We start from the raw sequence: 19,835 nt of genomic DNA, 5'->3' as shown, positions 1-19,835 counted from the left end.
GTGGCTCAACTCGTCGAGCTGCTGCTCGCTCACCGGGGGACCTCCGGGGGTCGGGCGGCCGGTCGGGCCGCGGACGGGGCGGACGGCGCGGGGCCGGCGAGACGGTCGACGGCGGCGACGACGTCGCCCGGGGCCACCTCGTCCAGACAGGGATGGCCGGGTACGGGGCAGGTGCGGGCGCGGGTGTCGCGGCACGGTGCGCTCTGGTCGCCGAGCAGCACGGACGCGACGGCGTGCGGGCGCCAACGATGCGCCGGGACGACCGGCGCGAACAGCGACACCACCGGGGTGCCGACGGCGGCGGCGAGGTGGGCCGGCCCGGTGTTGGGGACGACGACGGCGCGGGCCGCGTCGAGGACGGCGGCCAGCCCGGCGGTGCCGGTGCACCCACCGAGGTCGACGGCGTGCTCGCCGGCGACGCGCGCGGTGAGGTCGCGTTCGTCGGGGCCGCCGGTGACCAGGACCCGGTACCCGGCGCGGGCCAGCGCCCGGACGTGGGCTGCGGTGCGGTGCGCCGAGGGGCGCCGCGCGGGCACCGACGCGCCCGGGTGGACCACGACGTAGCCCGGTGGCCCGGTCAGCTCCCGCACGGCGGGCAGTGGCCGCGCGACGGCGAGGCGTCCCTCGTCGCCGGGTGGCAGGTCGAAGCCTGCGGCGCGGACCAGCGACAGCGCCCGCTCGGCCTCGGGTAGGTGGTGCTCGGGCGGGTGGCGCAGATCCAGCAGTGAGCCGGGGTAGTCCTCGCTCGCGGCGCCGATCCACGGCACGCCGGCGGCGCGCAGCAGCAACGCCCCGGGCAGCGGGGACTGGTGGAACGAGGTGAGCAGCAGCGCCGCGTCGAAGCGGCGGCGAGCCAGCTCGGTGACGGCGTCGCGGAGCCCGGCCGGGTCGATCGGGTCGGGGTCCGGTTCGATCCAGGGCGCGGCCCGTACGAGGATGTCGTCGAGGCCGGGCAGCAGTGTGGCGGCGTCGTGGCCGCGTGGCCCGGCGAGCAGGGTGACCGAGCGTGCGCCGGCCGCGACCGCGCGGATCGCGGGCCCGGCGAGAAGGACGTCCCCGGCCGCGTCCTGGCGCACGACGAGCACCCGGTCGCGCCGCGTCGGTCCCGGCCGGGGTATCGCCGGGGCGGTCACGGCGCGACCCCGTGTGCGGCGCGTCCTTCACCGGCCGCGGCGGACGACGCGTGGGTGGTACGAGCGGGCCGGTCCGGGGCACGCGGGCGCAGGCCCAGCACCCGGTCGACCGCGCCCACCAGGTCGCGTACCACGCGCCGTCCGGCCCGGGCGACTTCCTCCGGCCGCGTCCGCTCCGTCGGCACCAGCAGTGCACGGGCGCCGGCGGCGCGGGCCGCGGCCATGTCGGCGCCGGTGTCCCCGACGACCACGCAGTCCCGGGGCCGTACCCGCAGTGCGCGTGCCGCGGCGAGGATCATGCCGGGAGCCGGTTTGCGGCACGCACACTCGTCGGCGTCGTCGTGTGGGCAGACCTGCCAGGTCCCGAACGGTCCCAGCAGCCCCTCGATCCGGGCGTTCACCGCGGCCAGCGCCTCGGGGGCGACGAGCCCGCGGGCCACCCCGGACTGGTTGGTCACCACACCGGTCGCGATCCCGGCCGCGCGGAGACGGTCGAGGGCCTCGGCGGCGCCCTCGACCGGGACGACCCGGTCCGGGTCGTCGTTGAACGGCACGTCGTGCACCAGGGTGTCGTCGCGGTCGAACAGCACCGCGGCCGGCAGCCGCCGGGCCCGCAGCTCCCCGGCCGCGCGGTGCCAGACGGCGACCGGCGGGATGAGCACGCTGGTCAGCGCCATCGTCGCCATCTCGCCGCGGGTGCGGGGACCGGGTGCGATCCGGCGGGCGGCGAACACGCCCGTTGCCGCGGCCCACGCCCCGGCGGCGAGCGCAGCCGTCGTGCGGTGCCCCGCGACGGCGGCACCGACCGCGGTGACCGCGGCGGCCGTGGTGAGCAGGTGGGTGCGCAGCCGGCCGGCACCGGTACCGGTGATGGCCCGCCAGCCGGGACCGTGCTTGCGCAGCATCCGGGCGTCGTCGGCGTTGCCGGCCTGGGCCCGCACCGACGCCAGCAGGCCCGCTGCCCGGACGGGGTGGGTGGTGATCCGGTCGCCGTCGACGATCCGGTGCCCGGCGGCGAGAACCCGCAGCGCCAGATCGGCGTCCTCCCGGTAGGCGCGCGGGAAGCCCTCGTCGAAGCCGCCGACCTCGGCGAGCACGGCGGTCCGGTAGGCCATGTCGGCGGTGATCCAGCGGGCCCCGGCCAGGCCCGCGGTACCGCGTTCGAGGTCGGTGGGGCGGCGGTGCGCCGGTTGCGGCACCGCGATGCGGGCCTGCACGGCGGCGACGCCGTCGTCGACCCGGGCGAGGTCCGCGGCGAGCGCGGCGGCCCAGCCGCGGCCGGGGACGACGTCGTCGTCGACGAACACGACCCAGCCGGGCGCAGCGGCCCGCCACCCGGCGTTGCGGGCGGCGGCCGGTCCGCGTCCGCCGGTGCACAGCACCCGCACCGGGGGTCCGTCGCCTCCGGTGTGCACCCCGGGCAGCGCGGTGTGCCGGGAGTGGGCGGGCCGGTCGTCGACCACGACCACCTCGGCGATCTCCGCGCCCGCCGGCGCGGGGGACCGGACGTCGTCGAGGACGCGGGCGAGCGTGGCCCGCCCGGTCGTCGGGACGACCGCCGTCACCGCCGCGCGGGTGGCCCCGTCGGCGGTCACCGGCGCACCACGAACGGGCCGAGCGCCAGCAGGTCCACCGGCGCGGAGCCGAAGGTCTCCAGCGCGTGCACCGGGGTGTCGACCATCGGCCGGCCCGCGGTGTTGAGACTGGTGTTGACCACGCACGGCAGGTCGGTGGCCTGCTCCACGGCGGTGAGCATGTCCGCGAGCAGCGGTTGCTCGACCGGGTCGACGGTCTGCGCGCGTGCGGTGCCGTCGACGTGCACGACGGCCGGGATCCGTTCCCGCCACTGCGGCGCGACGTCGTGCACGAACAACATGTACGGGCTCTCGACCGGACCGCGGGTGAACAGCTCCCTGGCCCGCTCGGCCCGCACCATCGGTGCGACCGGGCGGAACGACTCGCGGCCCTTGACGGCGTTGAGCCGGTCCAGGTTCTCCGCCCGGCCCGGGTGCGCCAGCAGGGAGCGGTGCCCGAGGGCGCGCGGCCCGAACTCCGAGCGGCCCTGGAACCAGGCGACGACCCCGTCGTCGGCGATCGTGGCGGCGACGGTGTCTGCGAGGTCGTCGGGTCGTTCGTAGCGGACCCGGGCCCGGCGCAGCACCTGCTCGATCTCGCCGTCGCTCCAGCTGCGGCCCAGGTCCGCGCCGGGCATCGGCGCGACCCGGTCGCCGCCTTCGGCGGCCAGGTGCAGTGCGGCGCCGAGTGCGGTGCCGGCGTCCCCGGCGGCGGGCTGGACCCAGACGTCGTCGAACGGGCCCTCGTCGGCGATGCGGGTGTTCGCGACACAGTTCAGAGCGATTCCCCCGGCCATGGTCAGTCGCGTCTCCCCGGTCCGCGCGTGCAGCCAGCGCACCAGGTCGAGCAGCGTCTCCTCCAGACACAGCTGCATGCTCGCCGCGAGGTCCGCGTGCAGGGGGCGGATCGGTTCGGCCGCGCGGCGCGGCGGCGCGAACCGCGACAGATCGAGGGGGGCGGCGCGGAACCCGCCGTCGCCGGTGGCGTGCAGCTCGCGTGAGAGCTCCTCGGCGAAGCGCGGGGTCCCGTAGGACGCCAGCGCCATCACCTTGTATTCATCGGATGAGCGGCGGAAGCCCAGGTGCGCGGTGAGGTCCTCGTAGCGGAGTCCGAGGGAGTGCGGGAGCCGTTGTGACGCGCACGCTTCCAGGACGCCGTCGCGGTACACCCCGGCGAGCGAGGACGTGGCCTCGCCGCGGCCGTCGGCCACCAGCACGGCGCCGTCCGGGCGAGGCGCGGCCAGCGCCGCGGACGCGGCGTGCGCGAGGTGGTGCTGCACGAACCGGACGCGGCCCGGGTCGAGCCCGGGCAGTGCCGAGGCCAGGAACCACGGTGCGCGCCGGGCGAGGTCGGTCCGCAGCTTCTCCCAGCCGGGGTCGGTGCCCTCCTGCCCGTGCTCGACGAGATCGGGGTCGTAGGACCAGCCGACGGCGTCGACGTCGGCAGGGGTGAGCCCGGCCTGTTCCAGGCACCAGGCGGCCGCGGCGGCAGGCTGCTCCCAGGCGGAGAAGGGAACCGGTTCCTTGCCGTGCTTGCGTCGGGTGAACCGCTCCTCCTCGGCGGCGGCGACCACCCGGCCGTCGACGACGAGTGCGGCAGCCGGGTCGTGGAAGACGGCGTTGACGCCGAGGACACGCATGGCACCTCCCGATCACGAGTGTTCTGACGTGGGACGGGCGCTCTCCTACCCTCCGCTACCGGCGACAAACTCCGTCCCAGGGCGTCGCTACACAGCGGAGCCGACCGGGTCCTGCAACCGGGCCAGCGTGCGACGCAGCCCCTCCTCCAGCCCGATCCGCGGTTCCCACCGCAGGACGCGGCGGGCCAGCCCGATGTCCGGCCGCCTGCGCCGGGGGTCGTCCGCCGTGGCGGGCACTGCGACGATCTCCGAGTCGGACCCGGCGAGCTCGCGGATCAACTCGGCGACCTCACGCACCGTGCGTTCGGCCGGGTTGCCGATGTTGACCGGACCCGGGTGCCCGGAGGCGGCGAGTGCGAGCAGCCCGCGGACGGTGTCGTCGATGTGACACAGCGAGCGGGTCTGTTCCCCGCTGCCGCTGACGGTCAGCGGGGCGCCGCGCAGTGCCTGGTCGGCGAATGTCGGCACCATCCGGCCGTCGCCGGGACGCATCCGCGGGCCGTAGGTGTTGAACAGCCGCGCGATCGCGGTGTCGGTATCGTGCACCCGGCGGTGTGCGGTGGTGAGCGCTTCGGCGTATCGCTTGGCCTCGTCGTAGCAGCTGCGTGGACCGACCGGGTCGACGTCGCCGTGGTAGTCCTCGTGCTGCGGGTGCACCGCCGGGTCGCCGTACACCTCGCTGGTGGAGGTGAGTAGGAACCGGCCGCCGCAGCGTTGCGCCGCGGCCAGTGCGTGCTCGGTGCCGGCGGCGCCCGCGCGCAGGGTCTCCAGTGGGCGGCGGTGGTAGTCGGCCGGGGACGCCGCCGACGCCAGGTGCGCGACCAGGACCCGTCCGTCGCCGTCGGGGGCGGGGTCGGCCTGGCGGGGCCAGGGGCGGGTCACGTCGTGGGCGATGAATCGGAACCCGCGCCGCCCCAGCAGGTGCTCGATGTGGGCGCTGCGTCCGCTGGACAGGTCGTCGAGGCAGACGACGTCGACACCGCGGTCGACGAGGGCGTCGCACAGATGGGAACCGACGAAGCCGGCGCCGCCGGTGACGACGGCGTGGTCGAAGGACAGGGATGGCTCGGCGCTGCTCATGGCGCGGCGGCTACCTCTGCTCGCGGCGGTGAAACGACGCACCCGGAGCGGGCACCACCCGCCGGCGTGGGGACTGGATCGGCCCTGTCGGGGTAGCCGCCCTGCCGTGCGCATCGTGGTGGCAGGATGGCCGAGCTTCGTCGACGGAGAGGCGACCGCGGGCGATGTGCTCGCGATGTGCCGGGTCGCGGAGGTGCTGCGTGGCCCCGGCCGCCGGGTCGAGCAGCTGCTCAGCCCGGTGCTCGACCCGTCCGCGGACAGCGCGACGACGGTCGACCCGACGGGGTGCGCGCTACTCGTGTTCGCCTGCGGTCCGGTCCGCGGCCGGCAGGTCGCCGCGCTGCACGAGCGCTTCCCCGCCGCCCGCCGCGTCGCGGTCGGGGTGTCCGTGCCCGACCCGCACGATCCTGCGGCCACCGGCTTCCACCGGGTCGTCGCCCGGGACATCGACGGATGCGTCGCCGCGACCCCGGACTTGTGCTGGTCCGCTCCGGAGCCCGCGCCGCTGCCCGTCGTCGGGGTGGTACTGGCCCCCGGCCAGCCCGAGTACGGCGACCGGCGCCGCCACGACGACGTGCACACGGTGCTGACCCGCTGGCTCACCGGCCTCGACGTCGCCCGCGTCGCTCTGGACACACGGATCGACCCGCGCGACTGGCGCTGCTTCGCCACCGCCGATCAGTTCCGCGCCGTCCTCGGCCGGCTCGACGTGCTCGTCACGACCCGGCTGCACGGGCTCGTCCTCGGCGCCCGTGCCGGCGTCCCGGTGCTGGCGGTCGACCCGGTCGCGGGCGGGGCGAAGGTGGCCGCCCAGGGGCGCGCGGCCGGTCTGCCGGTGCTCGACGCCGAGGCTGTCACCGGGCCCGGCGGTCCCGACGCACTCGACGCCGCCTGGTGCCGCTGCCGCGACCGGCTGCTGCTCGCCTCTCCCGGCCAGGACCAGGTCCCCGCGGCCCTGGCCGAGGAGGCCGCGCTCGTCGCCGGGGGAGTGCGGGCGTGAGCCGCACCAGTGTGGTGATCGCTACCCGGAACCGGGCGCCGGAGCTGGCCCGCACCCTCGACCGGCTGGCGGCACTCGAGCCGCCGCCCCCGGTCGTGGTCGTCGACGACGCCTCCACCGACGAGACCCCGGAGACAGTTGCCGCCCGCCGCGGGGTGGAGCTGGTGCGGCTGCCGCGGCGCATGGGCGCGTCCGGGGCCCGCAACGCCGGCGTCGCCCGGGTCGGCACCCCGTACGTCGCGTTCTCCGACGACGACTCCTGGTGGGCACCCGGCGCCCTCGCCCACGCCGAGCGTGCACTCGACGGCCACCCCGCCGTCGGGCTGCTCGCCGCGTCGGTGCTGGTGGGACCCTCGCAGCGTCCCGACCCGGTCAACGAGGAGCTGCGCGGCAGCCCGCTGGGCGGCGCCGAGCCGGGGCCGGACGTCCTGGGGTTCCTCGGTTGCGCCGCCGTCGTGCGGGTCGCGGCGTTCCGCGACGTCGGCGGGTTCGATCCGCTGCTCCGGTTCGGTGCGGAGGAGTCGTTGCTCGCGGCGGACCTCACCGCAGCCGGCTGGCGGGTGTGTCACCACGCAGGTCTGGTCGCCCACCACCACCCCTCACCGCACCGGATGCCGCACGAGGACCGCGTCGCGCTGGAAGCCCGCAACCGGCTGCTCATCGCGCTGATGCGCCGGCCGTGGCCGCGGGTCGGCGCCGAGGTGGGTGCGCTCGCCGGCCGGGCCCTCGGTCGACCGGCGTCGCGGCGCGCTCTCCTCTCCGCGCTGTGCGTCGCGCCCCGCGCGTTGACCCACCGTCGTGTGCTGCCCGACCGGGTCGAGCGGGCCCTGACCCTGCTCGAGCAGCGATGAGCGCGCCCCGCACGACGGTCGTCGTCATCACCCGCGACCGGTGCGCCGAACTGCTGCACACACTCGCCCACCTCGAGGCCCTGCCGGACACCGGGCCGATCGTCGTGGTCGACAACGCCTCGACCGACGGCACCGCCGACGCCGTCCGCGCGCACCACCCGGGTGTCGAGCTGATCGTGGCGTCGCAGAACCTCGGAGCGGTCGGGCGCAACGTCGCCGTCGAGCGGGTCCGCACCCCGTACGTGACCTTCTGCGACGACGACACCCGCCCCGAGGCGGAGGCACTGGGCCGGGCCGTCGCCGTCCTCGACGCGCACCCGGCCGTCGCCACCATCACCGGACGCTGCGTGGTCGAGCCCGACCTGGTCGACGATCCGATCACGCCGGAGATGCGGGACTCGCCGGTGCCGGCACCGCCCGGCCTGCCCGGGCCCGCATTGCTGGGCATCATGGCGGGTTTGACGACGATCCGCGTCGCCGCATTCCGCGGGGCCGGCGGCTTCCACCCCCGGATGTGGCTCGGCGGGGAGGAGGAACTGCTCGCCCTCGACCTGGCCGCCGCCGGGTGGTGGCTGTGCTGGCGGGAGGACGTGGTGGTGCATCACGCGCCGTCGCGGCTGCGCGATCCGCGCGAGCGCCGCCGCCTCGGGATCCGCAACACGCTGTGGACGCTGTGGTTGCGCCGCCCCGTCCGCAGCGCGCTGCGCCGCTCGGCGGTCGTGCTGCGCGGCGCCCCCGCCGATCGCACCACCGCCGCGGCAGTGCTCGACGCCCTGCGCGGGGTGCGCTGGGTCGCGGCGCAGCGCCGGGTCGTCCCGGCCGAGGTGGAGCGCGGGCTGACCCTGCTGGAGGCGCCGCAGCGCCGCTCGGCGGCCCGGCGCTACGTCGGGTGATACACGGGCGCGCCGGCCCCTGCGCGCTGAGGGCGGGGGAGCGGGCGCCCGGCGACGGCAGCGCCGAGGACGTCGTCCCAGTCCCGCAGGAACGCCGGCAGCCCGAAGTGCTCCAGGACGTGCGCCCGTGCCACCGCCCCCGCCGTCGCGGCCCGTTCACGGTCCGCGGCCAGCTCGCGGGCACCTTCCACGAGCCCGGCCACGCTCGTACCCACCGCGCCCGCGGCGGCCGGGACGGCCACGGCGGCCTCGGCCGTCGCGGGCACCACCACCGGCATGCCCAGCGCCATCGCCTCCAGCAGCGACAATCCCAGTGAGGTCCATCGAGCGGTGTGCAGGTAGAGCCGCCGCCGCGCCATCAGCGCATGCAGCTCGTGTTGCGCGACGTCACCGAGCCCTCGCACGTCGGCATCACGCAGCGGGTGGAGGTCGGCGGCGGTCAGCCCTTCGGTGCCGATGCCGAACAGGTCCACGCCGACGGTCGCGCCGAAGCGGGGCAGCAGGTCGCTCCCGGTGACCCGCCCACGCCGCACCGGCTCGTTGACCAGTGCGACCGCGCGGGGGAGCTCGCCGGTGAAACGGTGTCCGGGGTCGGGCACCCCGTGCGCGACGGTCGTCGTCGGGGCTGCGCCGCAGTCCCACATCAGCTCGTTGAAGTGGGTCACGTGTACGACCGGCACGTCGGCCCGGGCCGCCAGCGGGTGCCGGCTGCGGGCGGCGTGCTCGGGCGGCGCGTTGTGCTCGACGTACACCGCCGCCACGTCGACACCCGGCCGCCGGCCCGTCCAGCGGCTGACCAGCCCGGCCTCCTCGGGCCGCTGCAGCACGACGACGTCGAACGCGGCCCCGGCGAGCTCGTCGACGCCCACCTCGCGGACCCGATCCGGCCAGGCCCGCCCGCAGCGCCCGCGCCCCCACGGCCCGCCATCGGGCAGGAGCGGCAGCAGATAGTCGTGACCTCCGGCGACGAACGAGCCCGTCCACGACCCGTGGACGTGCCACAGCAGGACCCGGCTCACGGCGTGGTCGCCGCGCGGGAGACACCGAACCGCATGGCGTAGGGGTTGAGCCCCCGCGGCAGCGGCGCGGACGGGTCGAACGACTCCGGCGGCAGCAGTACCGTGTGGTGCCCGTCGAGCAGTGTCGCCAGCACCGTGGAGGCCACGAACAGCACCAGCTCGCGGGCCGGGCAGACCCCGTGCCCGCCGCTGAACGGGGTGAGCATCCAGTCGTCGGTGGCGGAGCCGTCGAGCCACTGGTCGACGTCGAGGGTGTCGGCGTCGGAGCGGCGGGTGTCGTCGCGGTGCAGGAACCACGCCGGAACCAGCACCGAGGTGCCGGCCGCGAGGTCGCCGCCCGGCCACCGCGTCGCGCGTGTGGACTCGCGCAACAGCAGGGGCGTGGTCGGCCACAGCCGCGTCGACTCCAGCACCGCGGCACGCAGCACCGGCAGTTCGGGAGGCCCGTCCTGAGCCCCTTCGGCGATCTCGGCGCGGGCCCGTCCGCGCACCTGCGGGTGGGTGGCGAGCAGCGCGAGCGCCCGGAAGGTCACCGCGGCGCCGGGGTCCCAGGCGAACAGCCAGTGCCCGACCTGGTCCTCCGGCGTGATCCCCGTCCCCGGGTCCTGGGCGGCGATCCGGGCGGCGAGGCTGCCCGGGGCGGCCTGATCCAGGTGCCGCCGCACCCCGGCGGCGAATCGTTCGCGCAGCTGGTCACGGCGGGGGGCGAGGAAGGACCAGTTACCGCGCCCGCGCAGCCGGGTGAGGGTGTCGGTCAGGTCGTGGTCGTCGCGGGCCTGCGGGCCCAGCACGATGCGACGCACCGTGCGCCACCACGACCGCACGAAGTCGTCCCAGCTCAGCACGCCGGTGCGGGCGGCGATGTCGCGCAGCGCGCCGGTCTCGGCCCGGGCGACGGCGGCGATGTGTGCGGCGTCGGTGTGCAGCGGCGTCCCGGTGTCGAGGACGGTTTCGGTGAAGCGGCGTCGCTCGGCGCGGGCGTCGCCGTGCGAGACGAGCACCCCGTGCGGCTGGAAGTGGCCGAGTGCGCCGCGTTTCTCCCAGGAGGCCGGGGCGAACGGCTCGGGGCCCTCGGTCAACACCCGCCGGACGCCGTCGCCGTCGAGGACCAGCGCGAACGGGCGCCCGGGCAGCGGCACCCGGACCGGGCCGTCGCCGTAGCGGGCGCGCAGCTGCTGCAGCAGCCGCACGGCTGCATCGTCGGTCCCGAGCCGCCCTGCCAGCGCCACCACGCGCGGTCGCCGGGCGATGACGCCCTGGGCGATGATCGGGCCCAATGCGGTGCCGAGCAGCCGCGCGGTGTCGGCGGGGGACAGGACGGGCAGCGGACCCGGACCGCTCGTCGCTGCCGGCTCCGACGAGGTGCGGGGCGGGTCCGAGGTCACGGCGTCGTTCGAGGGAGTGGCCATGCCCGGTCCGATACCCGCGGTCGAGCCGAGCATGCCCCGGGGTTTGGGCGGGGCCGGTACGGGCGATGCGCCGCAGCGTGCGTATCGCGATGGTTTCCGAACACGCCAGCCCCCTCGTCGATCCCGGCGGACCGGACGCCGGCGGACAGAACGTCCACGTCCGGGAGCTGGCCCTGGCACTCGGTCGCGCCGGGCACGAGGTGACCGTGTGCACGCGGCGCGACGACCCCGACCTCGCCGAGATCGTCGACCTCGGCGACGGCGTCCGGGTCCGGCACATCACCGGCGGGCCACCGATGCCGGTCGACAAGGACGACCTGGTCGAGCACGTTCCGGAGCTGGCCGACGGGCTGGACCGGGTCTGGCAGGCAGAGCGACCCGACGTGGTCCACGCCCACTTCTGGATGTCCGGGTGGGCTTCGGCCGGCCCGGCGCGGCGCCACGGCGCCGCGTTGGTGCAGACCTTCCACGCGCTCGGCTCGGTCAAGCGCCGACACCAGGGCGTCGAGGACACCAGTCCGAACAGCCGGATCCGGGTCGAGGCGGCGCTGGCCCGTCGTGCGCACCGGGTCATCGCGTCCTGCCCGGACGAGGCGGCCGAGCTGACCCGTCTCGGCGTACCGGTAGGACCGATCGAGACGGTGCCCTCCGGTGTCGACACCGCTCTGTTCTGCCCGGACGGTCCCGAAGCACTCCGCACCGATGCCCCGAGGCTGCTCGTCCTCGGTCGGCTGGTGCGCCGTAAGGGCATCGACGAGACGGTGGCGGCACTGGCCGCGGTCCCCGGCGCGGAGCTGGTCATCGCGGGCGGGTCGGACGACCCGGACCGCGACCCCGACGTCGCCCGGCTACGCAGCCTCGCCGACCGGGTGGGCGTCGCCGACCGTGTCCGGTTCGCCGGTGCCGTCCGCCGCGACGCGGTCCCCGGCCTGCTGCGCTCGGCCGACGTGGTCGTGTGCGCGCCCTGGTACGAGCCGTTCGGGATCGTCCCGCTGGAGGCTATGGCCTGCGGGCGCCCGGTGGTGGCGACCCGGGTCGGCGGGCTCGCCGACACCGTCGTGCACGGCCACACCGGGATGCACGTTCCGCCGCACGACCCGGCAGCGCTGGCCGCCGCTCTGCGCGACCTGCTCGCCGATCCGGCACGCCGGGCCGGGATGGGCACGGCCGGCCGGTCCCGCGTCGTCGAAGGCTACGGGTGGGACCGGGTCGCCGGACGCGTCGCCCGGGTGCATCGGCGCGCGGTTCAGGATTCGACGGGCAGCGTGCGTCGCACGACCGCGTCGTGCTCGGCGAGCCGTTCCAGCGCCGCACGCGTCGTCACGGGCGGTACCCGGTTGCGGTGAGCGTGGACGAAGCGCTGCCGGCGGGTGTCGGGCTCGCCGCGGTCGGCGTCGCAGAACTGCAGGAAGTGTTCGGCGATCTGCCGGTAGGTACGGCGGGTCGACTCGTCCTCTATCCGGGTCGCGAGCCAGGCGACGAACGGGGCGAGCCGTTCGCCGGTGTGCAGGGGATCCATGGTGATTCCTCGGCCTCTCGGGTGTGTGACCGGCCACAGCTACCCGCCCACGGCCGCGTCACACCGCAGGACCGCTCGATGCGCGGTTCGCACTGCGAGGAGATGGCCGCCCTGCCGCCCACGGCACATGACGTCCTCGACCGCATCCGCACGGGACGGCGAGGCCGAGCACGACTACGGGCCGGAGGTGCCGGTCGTCCGGCCGACGGGACGCGGTCGAGCGTCTCGGCACGGCACGAGCATGAACCGGCGTCGCGCGGGTACACGCCGCGCACTCGCACGCGTAGAACTCTGCTGCGCGGGCTCCGCGGTCCGCCGCTCACCTGGAGGTCAGCGTGCACATCACCGTCGTATCCGGTTCGCTCGACCCGTGGACCACCCCCGACCGTCCCGACTGGAGCGGCCGGGCCCGGCACCTGAGCGAAGTGGTCGACACGCTCGCTGCCGGCGGGCACGACATCGACGCCGTCGCTCCCGGCGACCCGTGCATCGACGTCCCGGCCGGTAGTCCGGTGGTCCACCGTGTCGCAGGAACGGCCGGCGCCCCGCCAGACCGTGTCGTGGACGCGTTGACCGCGACGCTGCGCGGGCTGTGGCGCGGCGGCCGGCCGGACGTCGTCCACGCTCACCACTGGACGGCGGTGCTCGCCGCCCGCTCGGCCGCACCCGGCGTCCCGGTCGTCCAGCTCGTGCACGGCGCGGCAATGGAAGCCGACGGTGAGCGTGGGGCGGTGGAGCGGGCCGTGCTGCGCGACGTGGACCGGGTGCTGGTGACCAGCGTCGAGGACCGCCGACGGCTGTTCGCCGCGGGCGTCGAACCGGATCGACTGCAGATCGTGCCCGCCACCGTCGACACCGACGAGTTCCGCCCCGCAGGCCCTTCCCTCCGTCGCGGCGAGCGGCCCCGGCTCGTCGCACTGGGTGGCCTCGGCCCGCGCAGTGGCGCCGAGTACGCGGTGCGTGCCCTCACCGGGGTATCCGCCGCAGAACTGCTGCTCGCCGGAGGCCGCCCCGCCGGTGAGCCGGACGCCGACCGCGACCGGCTGTTCGCGCTGGCGGTCCGGTGTGGTGTCGCCGATCGGGTGCGGTTCCTCGGCCCGGTCGCTCGTGTGGACGTGCCGCGGTTGCTGCGCTCGGCTGATGTCGTCGTCTGCCCGGAGCCGTTCTGGACGACCGGGTTCGGCGCGCTGGAGGCAATGGCCTGTGGGCGCGCCGTGGTGAGCGCGCAGGTGAGTGCGCACACCGATCTCGTCGTGGACCAGGTGTCCGGGCTCGTCGTCGCGCCGCGGGACCCGGTCGCGCTGGCCCGCGGGCTGCGAACGGTGCTGAGGGGCCGTGCCCGCAGCCAGGCGCTCGGCCTGGCCGGTCGCAACCGGGTCGAAGCCGCCTATCGACGCGGGCACGGGGTGGCGTCACTGAACCGGGCACTCGACCGTGCGCGGTCACGCTCGGCCGTCACCGGCTGAACCCGCCGCAGCAGGAGGGAGGAGGGCGGGCCCCGCACCGCGCGGGCCCCGTCCTCCGCGTGTTGTGAGCGGCGGTCCGGTCAGCCGTCCAGTTCCTCCCGCAGACGGGCCACGATCCGGCTGAGCAGCCGGGACACATGCATCTGGGAGACACCGATCTCTGCGGCGATCTCGGACTGGGTCTTGTCGCCGTAGAACCGCAGCAGCAGGATGCGTCGCTCCCGGGCGGGCAACTCGTCGATCCGGGCGCGGAGCTCGTCGCGCACGGATGCGTGCTCCAGTTCGGAGTCCTCGTCGCCGAGGCGCTGCCCGAGCGTCGGCTCGCCGTCCGGGCCGGGGGCGTCGAGCGACAGGGCGTGATGGGTCTCCATGGCGCCGAGCGCGTCGACGACACGGGCGACGTCGACGTCCAGCTCCTCGGCCAGCTCGCTCGGCTTCGGGGCGCGGCCGAGCCGCTGGGTCAGCGCCAGTGCGGCCCGGTTCAGCCCGACGCTGAGCTCTTTGAGGTCGCGCGGGACCCGGACCGCCCAGCTGTGGTCGCGCAGGTACCGCATCAGCTCGCCGCGGATGGTCGGCACGAGGTAGCCGAGCGGGCCGCCGGTCGCGGCGCCCGGGTCGTACCGGTCGACAGCCTTGATCAGCCCGAGGACGGCCGCCTGCTCGACGTCCTCCGCGGCGTGCGAGCCCGTGATGTAGCGGCGGGACATGTTGCGGGCCAGGGGAAGGAACTCGCAGATGATGCGGTCGCGCAGCGGCCCGCGGTCCGGATCGTCCGGCGCCATGGCGGCCAGGCGCTGCAGCTCGGGTGCGAGGTCGTCGTAGCCGTGAGGGCCGTCGCGGCGGGACCGCCGGGTAATGGCAAAGTGGCGCTGGGCCGGAACGGGCGTGGATGTCCGCATGGAGGCTCCCGATGTCGTTACGGGTGTCGTCTCCGCTGCGGTGTTCAACGGTGCTGGGCCGTGATCGAGGTGACCCGAACTCGAACCTACGAACATGACCCGAGCACCGCAAGACCGCTCGGCGCAGGCGTGCCTCACCGGTCTGCGTGGTCAGCGCCCTGCCGGGTCTCCGAGCTGGACGCTGTCGGGCGGAGGGCCCGACCTCGGCGTTCATGTCGGGCGAGCGTCGGGCCCACTGTCGCCCTGCGCGACCGATCCGGCCGAGACTGCGATGCGTGACCAGGGCGTCGGGTCGGGCCGTCGTCGATCGATCGCGACCGGGGCCCCGCGCCTCAGCGGCCTGACCGGCCACGGTTCACCGGTCGGAGGCGGACGGCCGAGTTCGCCCGGCAGCTGCTCGACAGCGAGGAAGGCGTCGTCAGCCCGCTCGTCGTCTCCTCGCTCACCCGGCTCCTGGCCGCGACCGCGCTGTGCACCGGGTGATGGAGCCGAGCACCGGCGCCGGTGCGACATCGCCGGAGACGGCGGCGTCGCAGCGCCCGCTCAGACGTGCGGGAGAGACGGAACGTAGAGGCCTTCTCGTTCGGCGCGGACCGCGGCGAGGGTGCGGGTCGGTGCTTCGAGCTTGTGCAGGATGTGCTCGAGATGGGCAGCCACGGTGCGGGGACTCACCGCCAGCGCGTGCGCGATTTCCTGGTTGGAGCACCCCTCCACCAACAAGCCCAGCACCTGGAGCTCACGCGGGGTCAACCTTCGGAGCCCCGTTCCGGGGGTCAGCAGGGCGAGGCCGGCCAGCGCCGGCGGTGAGTCCTCGGGCGCGCTCAGGGCGGTCACGCGCACGTGCCCGCCGGTCGCCCCCGGACTGTTGCGCGGCCCGAGGAAGGAGGAGTGCACCATCCCGTCGTCGACGCGCTCGCGGGCGATGACCAGAGCAGGGGAGGACGGGCTCAGCAGCGCGTCGTCCGCCAGCCCCGGCAGGGGGCGGCAGCCCCCGTCCCGGCAGAGCAGGACGCCGGCCTCGGCCCCGCGCACCATGCCTACGACGCTCAGAAGCGACCGCATCGGGTCGATCCCGTGTGCGAGGACAGGCCCGAGCCGACCGAGCCTGCGACGCGTGACCGGGGACGGTGGACTCCGATCGCCCGACAGCAACGCCAGGAAGCCGACGTGCCGGCCCGTTGATGTGAAGAGCCCCAGGGCCAGCGCTTCGTTGATCCCGGACGGGATCAGACAGTCGGCCCAGGTCGGTAGCTCCTGTGCGGGGTAGGGAAGATCCGACGGACTCAGCGGGGGGCGTGCGCGGTCCGTCCCGGTGATCTCGATGTCGCGTGCCATGAGTGGTCCGGAGAGGAACTCCACGATCGGACGGTCGAGGTCGAAGCTGGCCACGGAGTGGTACCCACTGCCCGCCGGGTCGGCGAGCGCCAACCATGCACCGTCGAACGGAACGAGCAGCCGGAGCACCTCGAGAAGGTTCCTGGCGCGTTCCGGGGTGGTGCCGGGCGAGGAGGCAGCCTCGGCCAGGAGCAGCTCCCCGGCCCGGTGCGAGCGCATGTGTCCTCCCAGATGGTCGCCGTGGCTCCGGCCCGCGCACCGGACGGCGGCTCGGTCGACGGGCATGGGCGGGCACCGGTCTCGTCGGCGTCTGGCTGCGGTCGGAGCTACTACCCGGGGCGCGGCGACGGAAACCCGTGGGCCGGGACGTGCCTGCCCGCCAGGTCGTCCAGGGGCGGGACGTGACGCGGGCCCGCGACCGTCCTGACGGCGCGGGTCCGCCGGGCCGGTATCGGTAGGTCTGCCACTACCGGGTCCCGCACTGCGGCCGTTGCAATGAGGCCTCGCCGGGCCGACAGCGGTCGGGTGCACCGACGACGAGGGAGTCAACGTGCGAGCAGTGGTCTACGAGGGCCCGCGGCACGTCAGCGTCGAGGAGGTGCCGGACGCGCGGATCGAGCGTCCGACCGATGTCCTGGTGCAGGTCACGTCGACGAACATCTGCGGCTCCGATCTGCACATGTACGAGGGCCGGACCGACTTCGAGCCCGGTCGATGGTTCGGGCACGAGAACCTGGGCCAGGTGATCGAGGTCGGCGACGGAGTCGACAAGGTGCAGGTGGGGGAGTATGTCGTCCTGCCTTTCAACATCGCCTGCGGGCATTGCAAGAACTGTGAGCGGAGTCTCACGAACTACTGCCTGACGGCGCAGCCCGAACCGAACATGGCCGGCGCCGCCTACGGCTTCGCGGACATGGGCCCGTGGGCCGGCGGACAGGCCGACCTGCTGCGGGTGCCCTGGGGCGACTTCAACTGCCTGCGGCTGGGTGAGGACGCCGCGGAGCGGCAGGCCGACTACGTGATGCTCGCTGACATCTTCCCGACCGGCTATCACGCGACCGAGATGGCCGGCGTCCAGCCCGGTGACCAGACCGTCATCTACGGCGCAGGGCCTGTCGGCCTGATGGCCGCGCTGTCGGCGACCATCCGAGGGGCGAGCAAGGTGATGGTCGTCGACCGGCACCCCGACCGGCTGCGGCTCGTGGAGTCGATCGGCGCGATCCCCATCGACGACTCCGAGGTGGATCCGGTACAGGCCGTCCTCGACCGGACGATGGGGCTCGGCGCGGACAACGGGTGTGAGTGCGTGGGCTACCAGGCGCACGACCCCGCCGGGGGCGAACAGCCCAACCTGACCATGAACCGTCTGGTCGCCTCGGTGCGCTTCACCGGGCGGATCGGCACCGTCGGCGTCTTCGTCCCGCAGGACCCGGGTGCCTCAGACGACCTGGCCAAGCAGGGCAAGATCGCCTTCGACTTCGGCACGTTCTGGTTCAAGGGCCAGCACGTCGGCAGCGGCCAGGCGCCGGTCAAGCGGTACAACCGGCAGCTGCGCGACCTGATCGCGGCGGGCAAGGCCGAGCCGTCGTTCATCGTGAGCCACGAGCTGCCCCTCGACCGGGCACCGGAGGCCTACGAACACTTCGACAGGCGGGACGACGGCTGGACGAAGATCATCCTGCACCCGGTGGAGAGCTGACATGGCGGGGAAGCGCCGACCACGGGGCGTTCACCGTCCCGGACGGCGTCTCCGACGAGCGTGCGCCGTTCGCCTCCGACGCGGCGCCGACGGGCTGGACGGGGGCCCACCAGGCGGGCGTGCGGCCGGGTGATGTCGTCGCCGTGTGGGGTGCCGGCGGCGTCGGCCAGATGGCCGCGCGCGCAGCGATGGTGATGGGCGCCGAGCGGGTGGTCGTCGTCGACCGCTACGACAACCGCCTGAAGCAGGTGCGCACCCACATCGGTGCGGAGACGCTCGACCACGAGGAGGCGGACGTTCCCGCCGAGCTACGCGAGATGACCGGCGGGCGGGGGCCGGACGTCTGCATCGAGGCGGTGGGCACGGAGGCGCATCATCCCGGCCCGCAGTACCTCTACGACCAGGCCAAACAGCAGATGCGGCTGCAGACCGACCGGCCCACCGCGGTGCGGGAGGCGATCCACGCCTGCCACAAGGGCGGGACGGTGCTCACACTCGGGGTCTTCGTCGGCGTGGTGGACAAGTTGCCACTCGGTGCGGTGATGAACAAGGCGCTGACCTTCCGTGGCGCCCAGCAGCACGGGCAGCGTTACCTGCCGGAGACCCTCGACCTCACGAGCCGCGACGAGGTGCGGACCCGAACGCCTCGCCACTCACGTGATGCCGCTCGACGACGGTCCCGACGGCTACCGGATGTTCAAGGAGAAGGAGGGCGGGTGCGTCCGCGCGGTGTTCCGCCCGGGCGGGTGACGGGCCTGGACGACCGGTATCGATACGGCTTTCCGAGCAGGACAGGTTCTACGACGACGATCGAAGCAGGCTTGCTGGCCCCGACATCCCCGTACACGGGTGGGGGACGGCGCGAAGGCCACCGACGCCGTGCCGGCCCGGCGACCGTGTGGTGGGACGCGACCGGGCCACCGCCGGACGCTGTCGCCGGGAGCGGTGCGTGCGTGTCCGGCGCGGGCACGGCGCCGCCAACGCCGCGACCGGCCGAGGAGGGGCGTCATGGACAGTCGAGCGGGTGAGCGGCCTCCCGACCGCGAGGACGGCGGGTCTGCCCACCATGGGCCGCAGCGCGGGCGGCGGGTCAGGGTCGGGCTGCTGGCCGATCCCGGCGCACCGACAGACCTCGCCTCGTGGCTTGTACGCGACCTTCCCGCGGTGCTCGCCGAGCAGGTCGACGAGGCGATCGAATGGGTGGTGAGCACCGAGACCCGTGAGGTCCCGCTCGACGAGCGGGGCCGGGTGCCGCTGGAGTCGCTCGCGCGGGAACAGCGCGAGCGCCAGGAGTGGGACCTCGTGATCGTGGTGACCGACCTTCCCCGGCGTACGGGGGCACGGCCGGTCGCCACCGTCGTGAGCGACCGCACGAGCAGTGGGCTGGTCTCCCTGCCCGGGCTCGGGGCGCTGGGTGTCCGTCGGAGGGCACGGGGGGCCGTCGTCCAACTTGTACGGGCGCTGAGCGGAGGCGCCCGCCACGCCCGTGGACGACGTCCTGTGGGCATCCCGCGGTGGAGCCCGTTGCGCCTGGTCGAGGGCGAGGCCGAGGCGCACCTCGCACTGGTCGGTCTGCGCGGCAGGTTGAGGCTGCTCGCCGGCATGGTGCGCGACAACCGCCCGTGGCGTCTGGTCCCGTACCTGTCCACGGCCACCGCGGCTGCCGCCGCCACCGGCGCCTACGCCATCGTGACCACGACGTTCTGGACGATGGCCACCTCACTCTCGCCGCTGCGGCTGCTGCTCATCTCCGTGGTGGCGATTGTCGCCATGTCGACCTGGCTGATCACCTACAACCATCTGTGGGATCGGCCGCCTGACCAGGACGCACGGGCCGAGGCGGTGCTGTACAACGCGGCCACGGCGATCACGATGATCATCGGGGTCACGTGCATGTACGTACTCCTCTACCTGGCGGGGCTACTGGCCGCACTCGCGCTCATCGATCCCGGCTACTTCTCGGCGCAGCTGCAGCGGCCCATCTCGATCGGTACCTATCTGAAACTGGTCTGGTTGGCGAGTTCGGTCGGCATCGTCGCCGGGGCGCTCGGGTCCAGTCTCGAGAGCGAGGAGGCAGTCCGGAACGCGACCTACGGCAGACGGGAGCTGGAGCGGCAGCGCGACTGTGCGGCGGGCGCGACATAGCTGGACGTCCGGGCCGCAGGAACTGCCGCCCGGACACGAGATGTGGGTCCCCGATTGACGACGCCGAGGAGTACCTGCACGGAGTCCGGCTCCGACGCATACGCCAGGCGTTCGCGGCTGTGGGTGGACCGTCCCGAAACGCCTGATCGGGCTCGACGCACCCCGGCCGGGAT

At 74.8% G+C, this 19,835-nt stretch carries 17 protein-coding genes; 8 read left to right on the top strand and 9 right to left on the bottom strand.

Annotated elements, in window-relative coordinates; all coding sequences use genetic code 11:
- Positions 1–29: 29 nt before the first annotated feature.
- The 4 genes from KPF22_RS17495 to KPF22_RS17480 all read right to left on the bottom strand — a co-directional run bounded on the left by KPF22_RS17495 (position 30) and on the right by KPF22_RS17480 (position 5,427).
- The gene (locus KPF22_RS17495) at positions 30–1,076 is read right to left on the bottom strand and encodes a glycosyltransferase family 9 protein (RefSeq protein WP_224402712.1); all 1,047 of its coding nucleotides are present in this window, start codon (positions 1,074–1,076) and stop codon (positions 30–32) included.
- 53 nt (positions 1,077–1,129) lie between these two features.
- Positions 1,130–2,728 (bottom strand): HAD-IIIA family hydrolase, encoded by a 1,599-nt coding sequence (locus KPF22_RS17490; protein WP_224402711.1) that lies wholly within the window; start codon positions 2,726–2,728, stop codon positions 1,130–1,132.
- Positions 2,725–4,347, bottom strand: a complete 1,623-nt coding sequence (locus tag KPF22_RS17485) for a carbamoyltransferase C-terminal domain-containing protein (RefSeq protein WP_224402710.1) — start codon at positions 4,345–4,347, stop codon at positions 2,725–2,727. Before KPF22_RS17485 ends, KPF22_RS17490 begins: the two co-directional genes overlap by 4 nt.
- Positions 4,348–4,434: 87 nt before the next feature.
- Positions 4,435–5,427, bottom strand: a complete 993-nt coding sequence (locus tag KPF22_RS17480) for an NAD-dependent epimerase/dehydratase family protein (RefSeq protein WP_208818525.1) — start codon at positions 5,425–5,427, stop codon at positions 4,435–4,437.
- A gap of 106 nt (positions 5,428–5,533) precedes the next feature.
- On the opposite strand from KPF22_RS17480, the gene KPF22_RS17475 reads away from it, so the two are divergent.
- The 3 genes from KPF22_RS17475 to KPF22_RS17465 are packed head-to-tail and all read left to right on the top strand — an operon-like array spanning position 5,534 to position 8,171.
- Positions 5,534–6,427 (top strand): polysaccharide pyruvyl transferase family protein, encoded by an 894-nt coding sequence (locus KPF22_RS17475; protein WP_208818526.1) that lies wholly within the window; start codon positions 5,534–5,536, stop codon positions 6,425–6,427.
- A complete protein-coding gene (locus KPF22_RS17470) occupies positions 6,424–7,278 on the top strand; it encodes a glycosyltransferase family 2 protein (protein ID WP_208818527.1) in 855 nt (284 codons plus the stop codon). The genes KPF22_RS17475 and KPF22_RS17470 overlap by 4 nt, the downstream gene beginning before the upstream one ends.
- Complete coding sequence (locus KPF22_RS17465; RefSeq protein ID WP_208818528.1) at positions 7,275–8,171, top strand: glycosyltransferase family 2 protein; 897 nt, start codon at positions 7,275–7,277, stop codon at positions 8,169–8,171. The genes KPF22_RS17470 and KPF22_RS17465 overlap by 4 nt, the downstream gene beginning before the upstream one ends.
- Here KPF22_RS17465 and KPF22_RS17460 read toward each other — a convergent pair.
- Both KPF22_RS17460 and KPF22_RS17455 read right to left on the bottom strand, forming a co-directional pair.
- Positions 8,159–9,190, bottom strand: coding sequence for a glycosyltransferase (locus KPF22_RS17460; protein WP_224402709.1), 1,032 nt, complete (start codon positions 9,188–9,190; stop codon positions 8,159–8,161). The two genes, KPF22_RS17465 and KPF22_RS17460, sit on opposite strands and share 13 nt — an antisense overlap.
- A complete protein-coding gene (locus KPF22_RS17455) occupies positions 9,187–10,599 on the bottom strand; it encodes a cytochrome P450 (protein WP_224402708.1) in 1,413 nt (470 codons plus the stop codon). The genes KPF22_RS17460 and KPF22_RS17455 overlap by 4 nt, the downstream gene beginning before the upstream one ends.
- A 77-nt stretch (positions 10,600–10,676) precedes the next feature.
- Here KPF22_RS17455 and KPF22_RS17450 point away from each other — a divergent pair, with 77 nt between their 5' ends.
- Positions 10,677–11,945, top strand: coding sequence for a glycosyltransferase (locus KPF22_RS17450; RefSeq protein WP_374107508.1), 1,269 nt, complete (start codon positions 10,677–10,679; stop codon positions 11,943–11,945).
- Here the strand turns inward: KPF22_RS17450 and KPF22_RS17445 are convergent.
- Positions 11,846–12,118, bottom strand: coding sequence for a hypothetical protein (locus KPF22_RS17445; RefSeq protein ID WP_224402706.1), 273 nt, complete (start codon positions 12,116–12,118; stop codon positions 11,846–11,848). The two genes, KPF22_RS17450 and KPF22_RS17445, sit on opposite strands and share 100 nt — an antisense overlap.
- A 335-nt stretch (positions 12,119–12,453) precedes the next feature.
- On the opposite strand from KPF22_RS17445, the gene KPF22_RS17440 reads away from it, so the two are divergent.
- Positions 12,454–13,584, top strand: coding sequence for a glycosyltransferase (locus KPF22_RS17440; RefSeq protein WP_208818530.1), 1,131 nt, complete (start codon positions 12,454–12,456; stop codon positions 13,582–13,584).
- An 80-nt stretch (positions 13,585–13,664) separates the two neighbouring features.
- On the opposite strand, the gene KPF22_RS17435 is transcribed toward KPF22_RS17440, so the two are convergent.
- Together KPF22_RS17435 and KPF22_RS17430 are read right to left on the bottom strand one after the other, a co-directional pair.
- Positions 13,665–14,483, bottom strand: coding sequence for a sigma-70 family RNA polymerase sigma factor (locus KPF22_RS17435; protein ID WP_224402705.1), 819 nt, complete (start codon positions 14,481–14,483; stop codon positions 13,665–13,667).
- 543 nt (positions 14,484–15,026) lie between these two features.
- Entirely contained in the window at positions 15,027–16,037 is a 1,011-nt protein-coding gene (locus tag KPF22_RS17430; protein WP_224402704.1) for a LuxR C-terminal-related transcriptional regulator, read from the bottom strand.
- 331 nt (positions 16,038–16,368) lie between these two features.
- Between KPF22_RS17430 and KPF22_RS17425 the strand changes: the two genes are divergently transcribed.
- From KPF22_RS17425 to KPF22_RS17415, 3 genes are all read left to right on the top strand, one after another.
- Entirely contained in the window at positions 16,369–17,517 is a 1,149-nt protein-coding gene (locus KPF22_RS17425) for a glutathione-independent formaldehyde dehydrogenase (protein WP_224402703.1), read from the top strand.
- Between the two features lie 119 nt (positions 17,518–17,636).
- Positions 17,637–18,545, top strand: a complete 909-nt coding sequence (locus KPF22_RS17420; RefSeq protein WP_224402702.1) for a zinc-binding dehydrogenase — start codon at positions 17,637–17,639, stop codon at positions 18,543–18,545.
- On the top strand, positions 18,526–19,662 hold the full coding sequence (locus KPF22_RS17415) for a hypothetical protein (protein WP_224402701.1): 1,137 nt from the start codon (positions 18,526–18,528) through the stop codon (positions 19,660–19,662). The genes KPF22_RS17420 and KPF22_RS17415 overlap by 20 nt, the downstream gene beginning before the upstream one ends.
- The last annotated feature ends 173 nt before the right edge of the window (positions 19,663–19,835 follow it).

The organism is Pseudonocardia sp. ICBG1034 (assembly GCF_020131375.1).
Lineage (GTDB): Bacteria > Actinomycetota > Actinomycetes > Mycobacteriales > Pseudonocardiaceae > Pseudonocardia > Pseudonocardia alni.
The sequence above is the reverse complement of the archived record's forward strand: the minus strand, read 5'-3'. Positions and strand labels throughout refer to the sequence as shown.